Raw genomic sequence first — 16483 nt, forward strand, 5'->3', positions numbered from 1 at the left:
AAAAAGGCCGGGCAAGGGGCCCGGCCTTTGTCCTGATCACATGTTCGGATAATTCGGCCCGTCGCCCCCCTGCGGCGTGGTCCAGATGATGTTCTGGGCCGGGTCCTTGATATCGCAGGTCTTGCAGTGCACGCAGTTCTGGAAGTTGATGACAAAGCGCGTGTCCTTGCCCTCTTCCTCCACGAACTCATAGACACCCGCCGGACAATACCGCGCGCTCGGCCCCGCATATTTCGGCAGGTTCTGCGCCACGGGGATGCTGTCATCGGTCAGCCGCAGGTGTGCGGGCTGGCTTTCCTCGTGATTGGTAAAGCTGAAGGACACATTCGTCAGCCGGTCAAAGGACAGCGTGCCATCTGGCTTGGGATAGTCGATGGGCGTGTGCTTGCTGGCCTCTTCGGTGGCCTCTGCATCGGTCTTGCCATGCCCCAGCGTGCCAAACAGCGAAAAGCCCATCGTGTTGGTCCACATGTCCAGACCACCGCCCATCAGCGACGCCACCAGCCCGTATTTCGACCACAACGGCTTCACATTGCGCACCTTCTTGAGGTCCTTGCCGATGGCGCCGTTGCGCACCTCGGTCTCGTAGGCGGTCAATTCGTCGCCGGCACGGTCTGCCTTGATCGCGTCAAAGGCCGCCTCCGCCGCTGCCTTGCCCGACAGCATCGCATTGTGGTTGCCCTTGATGCGCGGCACGTTGACCATGCCCACCGAACAGCCCAGCAGGGCCACGCCGGGCGCGACCATCTTGGGCATCGACTGGTATCCACCCTCGGAAATCGCCCGCGCCCCATAGGCCACGCGCTTGCCGCCCTTCAGCAGGTCGGCAACCATCGGGTGATGCTTGAACCGCTGGAACTCCATATAAGGAAACAGATGCGGGTTGCGGTAGTTCAGGTGGACCACGAAACCCACATAAACCTGATTGTTCTCAAGGTGATAGATAAACGACCCGCCACCCGCGTTCTTGCCCAGCGGCCAGCCCATCGTGTGGGTGACAGACCCTTCGCGGTGCTTCTCGGGATCAATCTCCCAGATCTCTTTCATGCCCAGGCCGTATTTCTGCGGCTCCCTGCCATCGCTCAGGCCGTATTTGGCAATCACTTCCTTCGACAGCGACCCGCGGACACCCTCGGACAGGAACACATACTTGCCGTGCAACTCCATGCCCGGCTCGGTGTTCTCGCCAATCGACCCGTCCGCCTCCAGGCCGAACACACCGGCCACAACGCCCTTCACCTCGCCCTTGTCGCCATAAACAAGCTCGGAACACGCCATGCCGGGGAAAATCTCGACCCCCATCGCCTCGGCCTGCTCGGCCATCCAGCGACAGACATTGCCCATGGAGACGATGTAGTTGCCGTGGTTGTTCATCAGCGGCGGCATGGGGAAGTTGGGGATACGGACCTGCCCCGCCTCACCCAGCATATAGAAATTGTCGTCCCTGACCGGCACGTTCAGCGGCGCACCCTTTTCCTTCCAATCCGGGATCAACGCATCCAGACCACACGGGTCCAGCACCGCACCCGACAGGATATGCGCCCCGACCTCGGACCCTTTCTCAAGAACCACGACGTTCAGATCGGCATCCAGCTGTTTCAGACGAATGGCCGCCGACAGACCGGCCGGCCCTGCCCCCACGATCACTACGTCATATTCCATCGCTTCGCGTTCAATCTCGGCCATCCGGCGGCTCCCTTCAACTCCCGGCGCTTTCGCGCAAATTTTGTCGTCGCTACCCTACAGATAGGGCGCGCGCAATGTGGTGAACTGTCCCCGTGAAAAAATCCACAAAAAATTCACGAAACGACCGCACGTTATTTCAAGTGACGTCACGGCCATTTACGTCACCCTGTGTCCTACCCCCCAGGGCAGGCACCCGTCTTTCAAATCCGCACGAAAGGCGATCAGCGCGCGGGCGGCCGGTCTCCCAGCAGATACCGTGGCCCCTGCCCCTTCTCCGCCGCCGTATCGGCCGGATTGTATAACGCGCACGCCTCCAGGCTCAAACAGCCACAGCCGATACAGCCATCCAGCGTGTCGCGCAATTTTTCCAGCCGCGCAATGCGCGCATCCAGGCCGGTGCGAAACTCTGTGCTGATGCGGGCCCAGTCCCGCTTCGTCGGCGCGCGGTGGCGGGGCAACAGGTCCAGCTCCGCCTTGATCTGCGCCAGGGTAAACCCGAATTGCTGCGCGACCATGATGAAACTCAGGCGCCGGATGTCAGCCCGCTGAAACCGGCGCTGCCCTCCGGCATTCCGCCACGGGGCCACCAGCCCCTCGTCCTCGTAATACCGGATCGCAGACACCGCCAACCCGGTCCGCGCCGCAATATCCCCAATGCTCAACCCTTCTGACGGTGCCATGAAAAAATCCCTTGACCTCAAGTTGACTTGAGGTCGCAGCATGACCCCATAGACCTGAAAAGGAAAGACTATGACGAAAGGACCAGACCATGCCCGCGATGCTCGAACACACCAATCTCACCGTCTCGAATCCCGATTCAACCGCCGCGTGGATGTGCGACCTCTTTGGCTGGCATATCCGGTGGGCCGGCAACGCGATGGAGGTCGGGCGTACCGTCCACGTCGGAACGGACACGCATTATCTCGCGCTCTACACACAGGACGCGGCGGCAAAGGGGCGTGAAAGCTCCTACGCCACCATCGGCGGTCTGAACCATATCGCCATTGTCACAGATGATCTCGAAGGGATCGAACAGGCTGCCCGCGACCGCGGGTTCCAGGTGGGCCAACACCATGACTACGAACCGGGCCGCCGCTTCTACTTCCACGACGCCGACAACATCGAATACGAGGTCGTGCAATACGACTAGGTCCTCATTGTTCCCAAAATATGCCGGGGGAGTCGCGCCAGCGACGGGGGCTGGCCCCCTTACCCCCTTGCATTCCCCCGTCCCATTGGGTCAGGTAATCCCCATCGCAAACAACGGCGGCTCCAAATCGGGCCGCCGCTCGTGATTAGGACGACGCCGATGGAAAAGATCCCGATGACCCGCGCCGGTGCCACTGCACTGGAAACGGAATTGAAACACCTCAAGACCGAAGAGCGCCCCGCCATCATCAAGGCGATTGCCGAAGCGCGCGAACACGGGGATCTGTCCGAAAACGCCGAATACCATTCGGCCAAGGAAAAGCAGTCCTTTATCGAGGGCCGGATCAAGGAGCTTGAGGGCGTGATTTCGCTGGCCGAGGTGATCGACCCCGCCAAACTCTCCGGCTCCATCAAGTTCGGCGCGACCGTCACCCTGGTCGACGAGGACACGGACGAAGAGAAAACCTATCAGATCGTTGGCGAATACGAGGCCAATATCGAAAAGGGCCTCTTGAACATAAAATCGCCCATCGCACGGGCCCTGATCGGCAAGGAAGAGGGCGACAGCGTCGAGGTGCGGACACCCGGCGGTGAAAAGTCCTATGAAGTCCTGAAAATCAGCTATAGCTGAGGCCATGGCCGACAAGCCCGAACCCCAATCGCGCCCGACCCCCCTGGGTATCTACGACAAGCCCAGCACCGGGGGTGTCACAGGGATCGAGATCGCCGCGTTGATCCTCACCGCCATCTGGCTGGTGGGGGCGGCGGCCTATTTCATTCTGGCAGGCGATGACCCGGCGGGCACCGGCGAAGGGTTGCGCTTTCTGATCACGATGCTGGCGGTGTTCATGCCCATCGCGATGATCTGGGTCGCGGCCACGGCGGCCCGCTCCAGCATGGTGATGCGCGAGGAAAGTCAGCGGTTGCAGACCGCCATCGACGCGATCCGGCAGGCCTATATCGCCCAGAACCAGGGGCGCAACGTGGCGGATGAGCCCTCGGTCGCGCGCAAGCTCGATGAGATTGCCGCCGCCACCCGCAAGACCGAAACGGCGCTTGCCACCTTCCAAAGCCGCCGGGACCAGGCCCCGGCCCCGCACCCTGCCGCACGGGCCGAAGACCTCAGCGGCGATCAGCCCGCGCTGGCGCTTGGCACCAGCGCCGAAGACATCGCGCCGCCGCTTGCGACCGAAGATTTCATCCGTGCCCTCAACTTCCCCGAAACGGCCGAGGACGAGGAAGGCTTTGTCGCGCTGCGCAAGGCCATGCGCGACCGTGAGACGGCCAAGCTGGTACAGGCGGCCCAGGACATCCTGACCCTGCTCAGCCAGGATGGCATCTACATGGATGACCTGCGCCCCGACCGCGCCCGGCCCGAAATCTGGCGCCAGTTCGCCCAAGGCGCGCGGGGCCGTGCGGTGGCACCGCTCGGTGGTGTAAGGGATCGTTCATCCCTGGCCCTGTCCGCAGGCCGGATGAAACAGGATCCGATCTTTCGGGATGCCGCGCATCACTTCCTGCGCCGCTTCGACAAGGCCATATCGGCCTTTGCCGAAACCGCCACGGATTCGGAAATCTCGGCCCTCAGCGACACCCGCACGGCGCGCGCTTTCATGCTGCTGGGCCGCGTCGCAGGCACGTTCGACTAGGGGCTCAATCCGGGCGCACCAGCCCGCGCGCGCCCACCATGTCCAGCAACCGCTGCGCAATGTGCTCCGCCTTCAGCTCTGCATCCGGATGATCATGCAGCACCACGCTGGCCGGCATCGACGCGAAATCCGCCTCGCCCGGGGCCTGCACCAGCGTGCACCCGCCCGCCTCGTGCACCGCCTGCGCACCCATCGTGCCGTCATTGAGGTTGCCCGACAGAACAACCGCGACCGTTCCGGCGCCATAGCTTTCGGCGGCACTGCGAAACAGCAGGTCGACAGAGGGCTGAAACCGCGCCGCATCGGGCAGGCGCCCAAGGCGCAGCGTGCGGCCTTCGACCCGTGTGTGTTCCCCGCCGGGACACACGGCGATCACCCCCCGTTCCAGGCGTTGCCCGTCGGTGGCTTTCTGCACGGGCAACAGCACCTTGCCTGTCAACACTTCGGTCAACTGACTGAACTGACCGCCATGAATGGCAACCACCACGGGCGCATCCAGATTGCGCGGCAAGACCCGCAAGACACGGATCATGGGCTTCAACCCGCCGGCGGACGCGCCTATGACGATGATGTTGTCGCTCATGTTGATGGGCCCATCCTGTCAAGTGTCGCAAGACGGCACGTCGCCTTGATTGATGGGCATCACATGCCGAACCCGGCCCAGGGGATAAAGCGCACAAGGTCGCCGTGTTCTATTGATATGGCGTGATCGGGCAATTCTACCAGCCCTTCGGCCCAAGACAGTCCGCTGATCCGCCCCGACCCCTCCGAGGCAAAGACCTCGACCCTGTCCCCGCGGAGACGCGCGCGCAGGAATTCCCGCCGCCCCGGCTTCTTCGATTTTGAGAACCCGGCAGGCACCATGAACCCCTGCGGCGCGGTCCAGTCGGCCCCTGCCAGCAGGGCCAGCGCGGGGGCCCCAAAGACCAGCGTGCAGACCATCGCGGCAACCGGATTGCCCGGCAGCCCAAAGACCGGCGTGCCCTCCCACATCCCCAAGCACAGCGGGCGTCCGGGCTTGATCGCGATGCGCCAGAGCGCCATGGCCCCGGCCTCGTTTAACAGGGCTGACACGTGGTCCGCATCGCCCGCGGACGCGCCGCCGCTGGTGAGGATCACGTCCACGCTGCGCGCCGCCTCGTTCAGGCGGGCGCGCAGGTCTGCGCGGCTGTCGGGCACCTGGCCGAGGTCCACGGGCGCGTGGCCCAACCGCGTGACAAGCCCGCGCAGCATCGGCCGGTTCGCGTCATAGATCTGGCCCGGCGCGGCGGTCTCGCCGGGTTGGCGCAATTCGTCCCCGGTCGACAGGATGCCAACGCGCAGCCGCTGCCGTACCGGCACCTCTGCCACCCCCACCGCAGAGAGAAGCGCAAGGTCGGCAGGCGTCAACTTGCGCCCCGCCTGCGCGATCACGTCGCCGACCTGCACATCCTCACCTGCCTTGCGGGTGTTGGCCCCCTGCCTGATCGGGCCCGTGAAGTGGATGGCGCCGTCGCGGACCTCGACATCTTCTTGCAAAATCACGGTATCGACCCCGTCCGGAAGGGCCGCGCCGGTGAGAATGCGGATGGCTGTCCCCGCGGGGACACTTGTGTCGGGGGCCGCTCCGGCAGCCATATGCTGCGCCACAAGCGGGATGTTGTGGTCCCCTTCCCCGCGTCCGTTAAGGAACCCGTAACCATCTACAGCCGTGTTTGGCAGCGGCGGGTGCGCGCGAGGCGCTGAAATGTCCGTGGCAAGGATGCGGTCGAGGGCCTCTGCCACGGGCCATTTTTCGGTGTCCACGACGCAGGACAGACGCGTGCGCAGATCGGCCAACGCCTCGTCCACGGGCGTCCAGTGCACCCCCGGCGGCAAGGCGAAACAGTCGTTCTTAAGCGGCGGCATCGGTGTCCTCCGCACAGGCCAGCAGGTCGGCGGCATGGCCTGCGCCCAAGATCCATGCCTCTTCGCGCGCGGCAGATGGCAGGTCGGTCATCCAGCGGCGCAGGGTCGCAGCGGGCACGCGCGACAGCGCCGTCGCCAACAGGCGGACCTGCACGGCGTCGCGGATGCCATCGGTCTGGGCGGCCTTGACGGCCGGTTCGATCAAACCGGGCCAGATTTCGGCAAGGACGACAGGCGCGTCTTGCCACGCCTGGAACGGCCAGACGGCCACGCCGGGACGCGCACGCAGGCGGTTCAGGGTGGGCAGACCCATGAGGATCTGGCCGCCGACCGTCGGCGGGAAGGCCAGTTGAAAACAGCTGGAAGACGCCTTGGCCGCCAGGTCGCAGACGCGTCGTTCGGGCACTGCGTCGTAGTTGATCCCGGTCTTGCGGTAGGGCACGCCCGGCCAATCGGTCTGGTTTGGCTTGCCCCAGAACGGGCCGGGGCCGTCAAACTGCGCGTTCATGGTCTCTGCGACATCATAACGGTTGTTGGTCCCGTCGGGCGCATCCGTGATGCGGGCGCTGATCCAGTCCCACAGAGCGAAGGGATCATCGCAGCCGGTAAGGTGGCGCGCGAAGCCGCGCGGGTACCCAAAGGGGAAATCGAACGTCGCGAGCATGCGACGGCCTGCGGCCCGTTCCGCGTCGATGAGCGCCGTGATCTGCGCCTCTGCCTCTTGCCGCGCGCGGCAATAGATCGGGTCCTGTGCCACGCCATTGCGGACAACGCCAAGCCAGATCGCATCCTTGCTGGGGCGCGCGGGGCGGCGTTTGCCTGCGGACCAGTCGGCCACGAGGAGGGTGTCGAAAGCGGTCACAGGCCGACCTCTGACAGGATGAAATCGGCAATACGAGTGGTGTCGTTCAGATCGAAGACGGGCCGGTCCATCGTCAGCGCCGTGTCGCTGGCAATGGCGCGGATGGTCGGATCGTCGGGCGCGATCAGGGGATTGCCGGTTTCGGCCCTGTGCGCCTCGACCTTGGGATGCGCGTCGCGTTTGTAGCCTTCGACCAGCACCAGATCGACCGCGCTGAGGCGTTTCAGCAGATCGTCGAGTGTGGGTTCGTCCTGATCCCGCAATTCCTGCATCAAGGCCACGCGATTGCGCGAGGCCAGCAGCACCTCGGACGCGCCGGCGACGCGGTGGCGGTGGCTGTCCTTGCCGGGATGGTCCACGTCGAACGTGTGGTGCGCGTGCTTGACGGTCGAGACGGTGATGCCGCGCCGCGTGATCTCGGTCACGAGCCGTTCCATCAGGCCGGTCTTGCCTGCGTTTTTCCACCCCACCACGCCATAGATCCTCATGCCATGTCCTTTGCGGTATTCAGGTCGTCGGGGGTGTTCACGTTGAAGAACGCGGCCTCGTCCGGGAAAAGGGCGGTGCGTCCGTCATGTTGGTCGGTCCAGAGGACAACCTTGCGCAGGCCAGCGTCCAGTGCCGCGCGCAGGTCGTCGCGCAAGGCGACCGGCCAGAGACCGAATGTCGGGTGCCGCGCCTGTCCGCGTTTGGGGTCGAGTGTGGCGGCCAGCGCCAGCGGGTGGTCCATGCCTTCGGTCGCCAATTGCAGGCGGGGGACCAGATCGCATGGGAAGAACGGTGTGTCGGCGGCGGCGGTGACGATGGCGTCCGCGCCCTGTTCCGCGGCCCAGTCGAGCCCGGCCAGCACCCCCGCAAGCGGGCCTGCGAAGCCACCGATACTGTCCGCGATCACGGGCAGGTTGAGGTCGTCAAAGCGGCCCGGGTCGCCATTGGCATTAAGCGCCAGGCCCGCGACCTGCGGCGAAAGCCTGTCGATCACGTGGTCAATCAGGCGTTTGTCACCTGCGCGCAGCAGCCCCTTGTCGCCGCCGCCCATGCGCGTGGCCTGTCCGCCCGCGAGGATTACGCCAAGGGGTGGGGTCATGGCTTGCGCCGGTCCTGTTTGTAGGGGGTGGGCATGAGGGTCGCCATCGGCACGGTGATATAGCCCCCTTCGGTGTCGTCCGGGACGGCGACCTGTGCCTGGCGGGCAAAGTCGAGCATCAGTTCGCGGCAGGGGCCGCAGGGGGGAATAACCGCGCCGTGCCGGTTGACGGCGGCGCAGAACACGATGGGATCGTCGGGGTCATGGGTCATCGCCATGCCCAGCGCCACGGGTTCGGCGCAGACACTGGCGCGGGGCAAGATGCTGTCGAGGTTCATGCCGATATACCGCTGGCCGCGACGGGTCACCACGACGGCGGCGACGGTGTGCCAGTCGGGCCGTTTCTGTGTGTCGATGAGCGCGCGGGCGGCTTCGACCGCGTCGGCAAAGGGGGATGCGTCCATTACGCGGCCCCCTTGCGCCCGCTCTTGCGCGGCTCGTCCGTGATGCTGGTGGGGTCCGTGTCGCGGATCAGCCGGTCTTCGCCGCTGAGGCAGACGAAGCGTTGCCCGCGCATACGGCCGATCAGGGTCAGGCCGACCTGCTGTGCGATTTCAACGCCCCACGCGGTGAAGCCCGACCGTGAGGCGAGCACAGGAATGCCCATGAGGGCCGTCTTGATCACCATTTCCGACGTGAGCCGGCCGGTGGTGTAGAGGATCTTGTCCGCAGGATCGGCGCCGGTTTGCAGCATCCAGCCCGCCACCTTGTCCACGGCGTTGTGGCGGCCCACGTCCTCCATGTAGACAAGTGGCTGGTCGCGGTGGCACAGGACCGTGCCGTGGATGGCCCCCGCTTCGAGGTAGAGCGAGGGGGTGCGGTTGATCGTGGCCGACAGGGCATAGAGCCATGAGGTGCGGACATCTGCTGCGGGCAGCTGGGCATCCTCCAGCCCCTCCATCATGTCGCCGAAGACGGTGCCCACCGCGCAGCCGCTGGTGCGCGTCTTTTTCTTCAGCTTGTCCTCGTGGTTGGTGGGGGTGGCGGTGCGGACGACGACGGTTTCGAGTTCCTCGTCATAGTCCACCCGCGTGATCGTATCGGCATCCGTCAGCATCCGCTGGTTGCGCAGGAAGCCCAGAGCCAGGTAGTCGGGGTAATCCCCGATGGTCATGGCCGTCACGATTTCCTGTGCGTTGAGGTAGATGGTGAGGGGGCGTTCCTCGACCACGCTGATCTGTGTTTCGGCCCCGGTATGGTCGTGGCCCGTCACCGCGCGGGTCAGCCGGGCCGCAGACGGGTCGGGCGCGATGATGTATCCGTTCGTGTTGGCGTCACGTGCCAATTGCATCCCCCCGTGGCTGGCGTTACCCATTCAGAGATCAGTCTAAGGCCCCCTCATGCCCATCACCACCACCAAATCCGCTTTTTGGGCGGGCGTGCGCGACGGCGCACCGTTTATCTTCGTGGCCGGTCCCTTTGCGCTGCTGTTTGGCGTGTTGGCGACCGAGGCGGGGTTGAACGTGTTCGAGGTGATGACCTTTTCGCTGGTGGTGATCGCGGGGGCGGCCCAATTCACCGCGTTGCAGGTGTTGCAGAACGATGCGCCCACCGTTGTTGTGATCCTGTCGGCCCTTGCGGTGAACCTGCGGGTGGCGATGTATTCCGCGGCGCTTACCCCCTATCTGGGCAAGGCACCGTTGTGGCAGCGGGTGTTTGCGGCCTATTTGCTGGTGGATCAAAGCTATGCCCTGAGCCATGCGAAGTTCGAGGCGGCCCCCGATCTGAATGTGCCGCAGCGGATGGCCTACTATTTCGGCACGTGCCTGCTGGTGATGATCTTCTGGTTCGGGATGAGCTATGTCGGCGCGGCTGTCGGCACGCAACTGCCGCAGGACCTGCCGCTGGATTTCGCGCTGCCGATTGCATTTTTGTCCATGGTTGCCCCCATGGTGCGCACGCTGCCGCATCTGATTGCCGCCGTGGTCGCGGTGGTGGTGGGCCTTTTGGCCGTCTCCGTCCCTTATTCGCTGGGCCTGATCGTCGCGGGGGCCGCAGGCATGATGGCAGGCGCCCAGGCCGAGGTGATGTTGAAGGGGCGCACGCCATGATCGACAGCGCAACCCTGTGGACCGTCATCATCGGGCTGGGTGTGGGCAGCTTTCTGTTGCGCTTTGCGTTCCTCGGCTTCGTGGGCGACAGGCCCCTGCCCGAGTGGCTGCTGCGCCATCTGCGCTATACGGCGGTGGCAATCCTGCCTGCGCTGGTGGCACCGCTGGTGGTCTATTCAGGCGAAAACGGCAGTACCGATGTCACCCGCGTGTTGGCGGCCCTTGCAACGCTGGGCGTGGGCATGTGGACGCGCAACGTGTTTGCCGCCATCGGGGCCGGGGCCACGACCCTGTTTGTGCTGGTCTACCTGGTCTGAAGGGACGGTGGGCGGGGCGTCTTTGGCACCGCCAAAGCGCGTCCGGCCCCGTCACTCGGCAATGACCAGGTTCTCAATCCCGTCCACGATCGTGCCTTCGTCATTTTCGAAATACCTGTCTTCGATCACGCCGGGGCGCTGCGCCATCTGCTCCATCAGGTTGGTCGGAAAAAACGTGGTGCGGATGTCTTCGAAGCCCGGCACTTGCCGCAGCAGGTTGGTGTTGGCGTTGGTACAGAACGCGCGGGGCACCGCACCGTTGCGCTGCGCCAGTTGCAGCGCAATTTCGGCCTGTTCCGGGGTCACTTCGACCGTTTGGCTGACGACGTGAAAGGTGCTGCGCGCATGGGCGCTCTTGTAGCCCTTGAGCACCGCAGGCGACACGCCGTAGAGCACATCCTCCTGTTCGGGCACCCGCTCGTTCACGAAGGAGCCCGCCGGATCAAAGATCACCCGTTGGCTGCCGTTGATCATCAACGCGGAATGCCCACCCGACCCGTCGCGGTTCGACACCATGGTCATGACGGTGATCGTGGCAGGCCCCGGTGCGCGATAGGCAACCGAGGCCACCCGCGCATCCGACGCATAAGGCACCGCAGGCGGCTGTGCACAGCCCGCCAGCGCGCCGCACACCGCAAGGGCTGCAAGCATTCGCATGTCCACCACTCCCCACTTGGCCCGCAGGGGCCACGTCACCTCAGGTGATAAAGATCGCCATGCCGACCAGCAGGACCAGGATGATGATCACCGACCAGGTGACCCAGGACATGAACCCGTCAAAGGTCTTTTCCTGGCTCTTGACGTCCATCTCGCCCACTTTGTGCTCTGCCATGTTCCGGGTCCCTTTCCGTATCAGCTTGGGCCGCGCTTTAGCCTATCCGCGCGGGTCTGTCACTGCGTCGTTGCATCACGTGTCATTCGTCTTCGAGATCCTGGGCCAGACGGAAGCCGATGCGCCGCGGTTCGGCCTGTTCCACGGCCTTGGGCAGCGCCCGCAGCATCACATTCAGCTGGCTGACATGCTGGATCGCCTGCGTTTTGGCCCCGGTCGGGTCCGAACCGTAAAAGGTCACGATGTCGGGTGGAAAATATCCCATCCCCTCGATTCGCAGCACGCCCGCGTCACCGCCCGTGAACCCCATCGCCACCTCATGTTCGTTGTCGAGGCTTTCCTCGAAATTCTTGAGGTACATGATGATCCGTTCATAGGCCCATTGCGCCGGGCTTTTCTTTTCGGTGGGCGTCCTGGACACGCCTTTGGGCAGCGGCTGATCGCCTGCGTTGCGCGCATCGGGGTCCGAATGCACCTCGTGCGCGCGCGGCAGGGCGTCTGCCTCGACCGCCTCGGCCGCTGTCTTGATGTCGTTGTTCATGGCCCGCTCCTTATTCGGCGCGCTGGTAGACCCACGCGCCGTCGTCCCGTCTGGTGCGGGTGGCCCGCCCCTGCTGGTAAAGGTGCGACAGATGCGCGACGGCTTCAACCAGCGCCAGCCCGTATTCGCCGTCGCCAATTGTCCGCTTGAACAGGGGCGCAAAGCAGTCCGAGGCCGCCTTGGGCGTGTCGATATGGTCCATCAGGCGGGCCAGCGCGCCGTGGTGATTGTCGATCAACTGCCGCATCCGTGTGGGCAGACCCGTAAAGGGCAGCTTGTGCCCGCCCAGCACCAAATGATCCGCGCGCGCCAGCAGGTTCAGGCGCTCGCACGCCTCCAGCCAGTCGCCGATGGGGTCGGCCATGGGTTCGGTGGCATAGACGCCGATGTTCGGGCTGATCGACGGCAGGATCTGGTCGCCCGCCAGCACCAGATTGTCATCCCTGCTCCAGAACGTGGCGTGTTCCGGGGCGTGGCCGTTGCCGATATGGATGTCCCATGTCCGCCCGCCCATGGTGATCGTGTCGCCCTGTTTGATCCGTGTGTAGCCCAGCGGCATCGGCGCCACGATATCCCCGAAGTTGAAGGGCCGTTCCGAGGCGCGCCTGTCAAAGGTTGCCTTGTCCATCCCTGCGCTGCGGTAGAAATCGAGTGTTTCCCGGGTGGGTGTCTCTTGCACATCCAGCGTCAGCATGCGCGCAAACAGCCACGCCGTGCGTGTGGTGATCAGCTCTGCTCCGAAGTCGGATTGCAGCCAACCTGCAAGGCCGACATGGTCGGGGTGGTGATGCGTGACAATCACCCGCGTGATGGGTTTGCCGCCCAGGGGCCCGTCCATCAGCGATTGCCAGATGGCCTTGGTTTTGTTGGACGCAAACCCTGTATCGACCACGGTCCACGCGTCGCCGTCATCCAGCGCGTAGACGTTCACGTGATCCAGTTTCATCGGCAGCGGCAGCCGCATCCAGAGCACGCCGGGCGCCACGTGCGCGGCTGCGCCATGTTCCGGCGGGTCCGCCCACGGGTATCTGAGGCCAGCGGGCGGAATGTCTTTCATCAGGCGGCGAACTCTTCTGGCGTCAATGCATAGACGTCGTAATCGCCCGCCTGCGCCTGTGCAAGCAGGCTGTCATGTTCGGGCAAGAGCCGCTGGATGTAGAAGCGCGCCACCTTTTCATGTGCGCCGCCCTGGTCGTGCAGCGCCGAGGCGAGGTGGATATGGCCGCCCAGCACGCGGGCAAAGGCGCGCAGGTAGGGCACGGCCCCGGCAAAGCGGACGCGGTGGTTCTGTGCGATCATCCATTCGGTGGTTTCGCGCAGGGATTCGCTGGCCTGCCAGACCGCTTCGGCCATCTTGGGGAAGGTGCCGCGCGCGTCTTCGGCGGCGGCCTCGATCTCGTCAAAGATGCGTGCGGCGGCTTCGCCCCCGTCCATCATCTTGCGCGCGACAAGGTCCATGGCCTGTATGCCGTTGGTGCCTTCGTAGATCGTGGTGACCCGTACATCTCGGGCATATTGGGCGGCGCCCGTTTCCTCGACAAAGCCCATGCCGCCATGGACCTGGATGCCCATGCCCGCAACCTCGTTGCCGATATCGGTGCCGAACGCCTTGGCGATGGGCGTCAGCAGCGCCGCGCGGGATTTCCACGTGGCGTCGTTGGCGGCTGTGGTCATGTCGATGGCGACGGCACACATCAGCGCGATGCCGCGCGCGGCGTAGGTTTCGGCGCGCATCGTCATCAGCATGCGGCGCACGTCGGCGTGGTCGATGATGGTGCCGGTCTCGCCCTCGGTCTTGCCCTGCTTGCGGTCGAGGGCATAGCCCAGCGCGTGCTGGTAGGCGCCTTCGGCCGCCCCCACGCCCTGACCGCCCACGCCAAGGCGCGCGTTGTTCATCATGGTGAACATGGCCGCCATGCCGCCGCCTTGCGCGCCGATCAGCCAGCCCTTGGCGCCGTCATATTGCATCACGCAGGTGGGCGAGCCGTGCAGGCCCATCTTGTGTTCGAGGCTGACCACCTTGAGCGTGTTCGCCACGCCGGGATTGCCGTGTTCGTCCGGGATGTTGCGCGGCACGAGGAAGAGCGAAATCCCCTTGGTCCCCGCAGGTGCGCCCGGCAGGCGGGCCAGCACAAGGTGGCAGACGTTTTCGGTAAAGTCGTTGTCGCCCCAGGAGATATAGATTTTCTGGCCCGAGATGGCGTAGGTGCCGTCGCCATTGTCCTCGGCCTTGGACGACAGTGCGCCCACGTCCGATCCGGCCTGCGGTTCGGTCAGGTTCATGGTGCCGGTCCATTCGCCCGAGATCAGCTTGGGCAGATAGAGCGCCTTGATCTCGTCGCTTGCGTGGTGTTCCAGCGCCTCGATCTGGCCTTGGGTCATCAGGGGGGACAGTTGCAGCGACAGGCAGGCCGCCGACATCATCTCGTTCACCGCTGTGGTCACGGCCATGGGCAGGCCCATGCCGCCATATTCGGGGTCCGCCGCCATGCCGACCCAGCCACCTTCCGCGATGGCCTTGTAACCCTCTGCATAGCCGGGCGAGGTGCGCACGACGCCGTTTTCCAGTCGCGCCGGATGCAGGTCGCCGGGGCGTTGCAGGGGCGCGATCACGTCCTCGCAGAGCTTGCCCGCCTCCGTCAGGATCGCGCTTGTCACATCTGACGTGGCGTCGGCAAAGCGGTCGGTTGCCACCACCTGATCCAGTCCCACGATGTGGTCAAAAAGGAACGTATAGTCGTCGACAGGGGCGCGATAAGGCATGGCAGGGCTCCGGTATCAATCTCTTGGCAAGCGCCTGTGCGGCGCGTAAAGGGGCGTCTTTGAAATCATAGATGCGTTTGGGATGACGCTACCGCAACTCAAACGCGGCGTCACGAAATCACGGGCGGGACCAGATGACCGACATTGAGACAGCCGTGCTGCGCGCCGATGCGGCAGGTATCGCCGAGGCGGCCCGGCTGCTGGCGGCGGGCGGGCTGGTGTCGTTTCCGACCGAGACAGTCTATGGCCTGGGCGGGGATGCGCGCAATGACATTGCAGTTGCGCGCATTTTCGACGCCAAGGGGCGGCCCCGCTTCAATCCGCTGATTGTGCATGTGCCCGATCTGGAGACGGCCCGACGGTTTGCCCGCATCGATGGGCCGCTTGCCGCACTCGCCACAGGTTTCTGGCCCGGACCGCTCAGCCTTGTTGCCCCGCTGGCGGACGGCCACGGGCTGTCGCCGCTGGTCACGGCCGGTCTGGATACCGTGGCCTTGCGGGTGCCTGCGCATCCAGCGGCCCAGGACCTGTTGCGGGTCTTTGACGGACCCGTGGCCGCGCCGTCAGCCAACCGCTCGGGACGGATCAGCCCCACCACCGCCGCCCATGTCATGGCGGGTCTGAACGGCAAGCTGGATGCGGTTGTCGATGCCGGGGCCTGCGCCGTGGGCCTGGAATCAACCATCGTGGGCGGTGACCCTTTGGCGCTGTTGCGCCCCGGCGGATTGGCGCAGGACGATATCGAAACCATCACCGGTCCGCTGGCCGGGGCCGGGGCCGGCATTACGGCACCGGGGCAATTGTCATCCCATTATGCCCCCGACGCCACGCTGCGCCTGAACGCCAATACGGCCCATCCGGGCGAGGTGTTGCTGGGGTTTGGCCCGATGCAATCGGACCTGAACCTGTCCGTCTCGGGCGATCTGATCGAGGCGGCGGCCAACCTGTTCGGGCATCTGCACAGCCTTGACGCGATGGCACGTCCGATTGCCGTGGCCCCCATTCCCAAGTGTGGTCTGGGTCAGGCAATCAACGACCGTCTGGCACGGGCTGCGGCGCCCAGAGGCTAGGCGCGACCGGCCGCCCCCGACAGGCCCAGCGGATCAATGCCAAGCGCCCCCAGCGCCTTGATCCATTTCGACGTGTCGCCGGTGCCGAAGACAAGCTGCGGCGTGGCCGCCACCGTCAGCCAGCCATTGCGCGCAATCTCGCCCTCAAGCTGGCCCGGCCCCCATCCGGCATAGCCCAGCATGACCAGCGTGCGTTCCGGTCCGTCCCCGATTGCAATGTCTTCCAGCACGTCCTGGGTCGCGGTCATGCCAAAGGCGCCCACCTCGAGCGTGCGCAACCGCGAGGCATAATCCGTGCCATGCAGCACAAAGCCGCGCTGCGTTTCGACCGGGCCACCGAAATGTACGGCATGGTTCCGTTCCGGGCCGGTGCAGGCAATTTCGAGCTGGTCCAGCAATTCGCCCAGAACCATGTCCACGGCGGGTTTGTTGACGATCAGACCCATCGCCCCGTCGTCGGAATGTGCACAGACAAACACGACCGACCGGTCGAAACGCGGGTCGCCCATGCCCGGCATGGCGACCAAAAGCTGTCCGGTCAGATCCAAGGTGGCAGCGCCTGTCATTGCCTGTTCCGTTAACGTCTGTG

Annotated in this window: 21 protein-coding genes; 6 read left to right on the forward strand and 15 right to left on the reverse strand. The window is 64.8% G+C overall.

Features of this window, described 5'->3' with window-relative positions; genetic code table 11:
- Nucleotides 1-36 precede the first annotated feature (36 nt).
- Together Q0844_RS07430 and soxR are read right to left on the reverse strand one after the other, a co-directional pair.
- On the reverse strand, nucleotides 37-1686 hold the full coding sequence (locus Q0844_RS07430; RefSeq protein WP_299043447.1) for an electron transfer flavoprotein-ubiquinone oxidoreductase: 1650 nt from the start codon (nucleotides 1684-1686) through the stop codon (nucleotides 37-39).
- Between the two features lie 221 nt (nucleotides 1687-1907).
- The gene (soxR, locus tag Q0844_RS07435; RefSeq protein WP_299043448.1) at nucleotides 1908-2366 is read right to left on the reverse strand and encodes a redox-sensitive transcriptional activator SoxR; all 459 of its coding nucleotides are present in this window, start codon (nucleotides 2364-2366) and stop codon (nucleotides 1908-1910) included.
- An 89-nt stretch (nucleotides 2367-2455) separates the two neighbouring features.
- Here soxR and Q0844_RS07440 point away from each other — a divergent pair, with 89 nt between their 5' ends.
- The 3 genes from Q0844_RS07440 (at nucleotide 2456) to Q0844_RS07450 (ending at nucleotide 4484) form a co-directional block, all read left to right on the forward strand.
- Entirely contained in the window at nucleotides 2456-2836 is a 381-nt protein-coding gene (locus Q0844_RS07440; RefSeq protein WP_299043449.1) for a VOC family protein, read from the forward strand.
- A gap of 159 nt (nucleotides 2837-2995) precedes the next feature.
- Nucleotides 2996-3466 (forward strand): transcription elongation factor GreA, encoded by a 471-nt coding sequence (gene greA, locus Q0844_RS07445; protein WP_299043450.1) that lies wholly within the window; start codon nucleotides 2996-2998, stop codon nucleotides 3464-3466.
- A 4-nt stretch (nucleotides 3467-3470) separates the two neighbouring features.
- The gene (locus tag Q0844_RS07450; protein ID WP_299043451.1) at nucleotides 3471-4484 is read left to right on the forward strand and encodes a hypothetical protein; all 1014 of its coding nucleotides are present in this window, start codon (nucleotides 3471-3473) and stop codon (nucleotides 4482-4484) included.
- 4 nt (nucleotides 4485-4488) lie between these two features.
- On the opposite strand, the gene Q0844_RS07455 is transcribed toward Q0844_RS07450, so the two are convergent.
- The 7 genes from Q0844_RS07455 to Q0844_RS07480 are packed head-to-tail and all read right to left on the reverse strand — an operon-like array spanning nucleotide 4489 to nucleotide 9611.
- On the reverse strand, nucleotides 4489-5067 hold the full coding sequence (locus tag Q0844_RS07455; protein WP_299043452.1) for a chemotaxis protein CheB: 579 nt from the start codon (nucleotides 5065-5067) through the stop codon (nucleotides 4489-4491).
- Between the two features lie 59 nt (nucleotides 5068-5126).
- The gene (gene glp / locus Q0844_RS20875) at nucleotides 5127-6371 is read right to left on the reverse strand and encodes a gephyrin-like molybdotransferase Glp (RefSeq protein ID WP_366522983.1); all 1245 of its coding nucleotides are present in this window, start codon (nucleotides 6369-6371) and stop codon (nucleotides 5127-5129) included.
- Entirely contained in the window at nucleotides 6358-7233 is an 876-nt protein-coding gene (locus Q0844_RS20880; protein ID WP_366522984.1) for a molybdopterin guanine dinucleotide synthesis, read from the reverse strand. The genes glp and Q0844_RS20880 overlap by 14 nt, the downstream gene beginning before the upstream one ends.
- Nucleotides 7230-7721, reverse strand: a complete 492-nt coding sequence (mobB, locus tag Q0844_RS07465) for a molybdopterin-guanine dinucleotide biosynthesis protein B (RefSeq protein WP_299043453.1) — start codon at nucleotides 7719-7721, stop codon at nucleotides 7230-7232. The genes Q0844_RS20880 and mobB overlap by 4 nt, the downstream gene beginning before the upstream one ends.
- Entirely contained in the window at nucleotides 7718-8320 is a 603-nt protein-coding gene (gene mobA, locus Q0844_RS07470; protein ID WP_299043455.1) for a molybdenum cofactor guanylyltransferase MobA, read from the reverse strand. The genes mobB and mobA overlap by 4 nt, the downstream gene beginning before the upstream one ends.
- Nucleotides 8317-8724, reverse strand: a complete 408-nt coding sequence (locus Q0844_RS07475; RefSeq protein ID WP_299043457.1) for a hypothetical protein — start codon at nucleotides 8722-8724, stop codon at nucleotides 8317-8319. Before Q0844_RS07475 ends, mobA begins: the two co-directional genes overlap by 4 nt.
- Entirely contained in the window at nucleotides 8724-9611 is an 888-nt protein-coding gene (locus Q0844_RS07480; RefSeq protein WP_299043459.1) for a formate dehydrogenase accessory sulfurtransferase FdhD, read from the reverse strand. Before Q0844_RS07480 ends, Q0844_RS07475 begins: the two co-directional genes overlap by 1 nt.
- 49 nt (nucleotides 9612-9660) lie before the next feature.
- Here Q0844_RS07480 and Q0844_RS07485 point away from each other — a divergent pair, with 49 nt between their 5' ends.
- Nucleotides 9661-10371, forward strand: coding sequence for an AzlC family ABC transporter permease (locus Q0844_RS07485; RefSeq protein ID WP_299043461.1), 711 nt, complete (start codon nucleotides 9661-9663; stop codon nucleotides 10369-10371).
- Nucleotides 10368-10688 (forward strand): AzlD domain-containing protein, encoded by a 321-nt coding sequence (locus Q0844_RS07490; protein WP_299043462.1) that lies wholly within the window; start codon nucleotides 10368-10370, stop codon nucleotides 10686-10688. Before Q0844_RS07485 ends, Q0844_RS07490 begins: the two co-directional genes overlap by 4 nt.
- Nucleotides 10689-10739: 51 nt before the next feature.
- On the opposite strand, the gene Q0844_RS07495 is transcribed toward Q0844_RS07490, so the two are convergent.
- The 5 genes from Q0844_RS07495 to Q0844_RS07515 all read right to left on the reverse strand — a co-directional run bounded on the left by Q0844_RS07495 (nucleotide 10740) and on the right by Q0844_RS07515 (nucleotide 14824).
- Nucleotides 10740-11345, reverse strand: a complete 606-nt coding sequence (locus Q0844_RS07495; RefSeq protein ID WP_299043463.1) for a hypothetical protein — start codon at nucleotides 11343-11345, stop codon at nucleotides 10740-10742.
- 40 nt (nucleotides 11346-11385) lie between these two features.
- A complete protein-coding gene (locus tag Q0844_RS07500; RefSeq protein ID WP_299043464.1) occupies nucleotides 11386-11520 on the reverse strand; it encodes an aa3-type cytochrome c oxidase subunit IV in 135 nt (44 codons plus the stop codon).
- Between the two features lie 82 nt (nucleotides 11521-11602).
- A complete protein-coding gene (locus tag Q0844_RS07505) occupies nucleotides 11603-12061 on the reverse strand; it encodes a DUF6173 family protein (RefSeq protein WP_299043466.1) in 459 nt (152 codons plus the stop codon).
- Between the two features lie 10 nt (nucleotides 12062-12071).
- Nucleotides 12072-13118, reverse strand: coding sequence for an MBL fold metallo-hydrolase (locus Q0844_RS07510; protein WP_299043467.1), 1047 nt, complete (start codon nucleotides 13116-13118; stop codon nucleotides 12072-12074).
- Nucleotides 13118-14824, reverse strand: a complete 1707-nt coding sequence (locus Q0844_RS07515; RefSeq protein WP_299043469.1) for an acyl-CoA dehydrogenase — start codon at nucleotides 14822-14824, stop codon at nucleotides 13118-13120. Before Q0844_RS07515 ends, Q0844_RS07510 begins: the two co-directional genes overlap by 1 nt.
- Nucleotides 14825-14958: 134 nt before the next feature.
- Between Q0844_RS07515 and Q0844_RS07520 the strand changes: the two genes are divergently transcribed.
- On the forward strand, nucleotides 14959-15894 hold the full coding sequence (locus tag Q0844_RS07520) for an L-threonylcarbamoyladenylate synthase (protein WP_299043471.1): 936 nt from the start codon (nucleotides 14959-14961) through the stop codon (nucleotides 15892-15894).
- Here the strand turns inward: Q0844_RS07520 and Q0844_RS07525 are convergent.
- Nucleotides 15891-16460 (reverse strand): YqgE/AlgH family protein, encoded by a 570-nt coding sequence (locus Q0844_RS07525; RefSeq protein ID WP_299043473.1) that lies wholly within the window; start codon nucleotides 16458-16460, stop codon nucleotides 15891-15893. The genes Q0844_RS07520 and Q0844_RS07525 overlap by 4 nt on opposite strands.
- Nucleotides 16461-16483: the final 23 nt, after the last annotated feature.

The sequence above is a fragment of the uncultured Tateyamaria sp. genome (assembly GCF_947503465.1).
Classification (GTDB): domain Bacteria; phylum Pseudomonadota; class Alphaproteobacteria; order Rhodobacterales; family Rhodobacteraceae; genus Tateyamaria.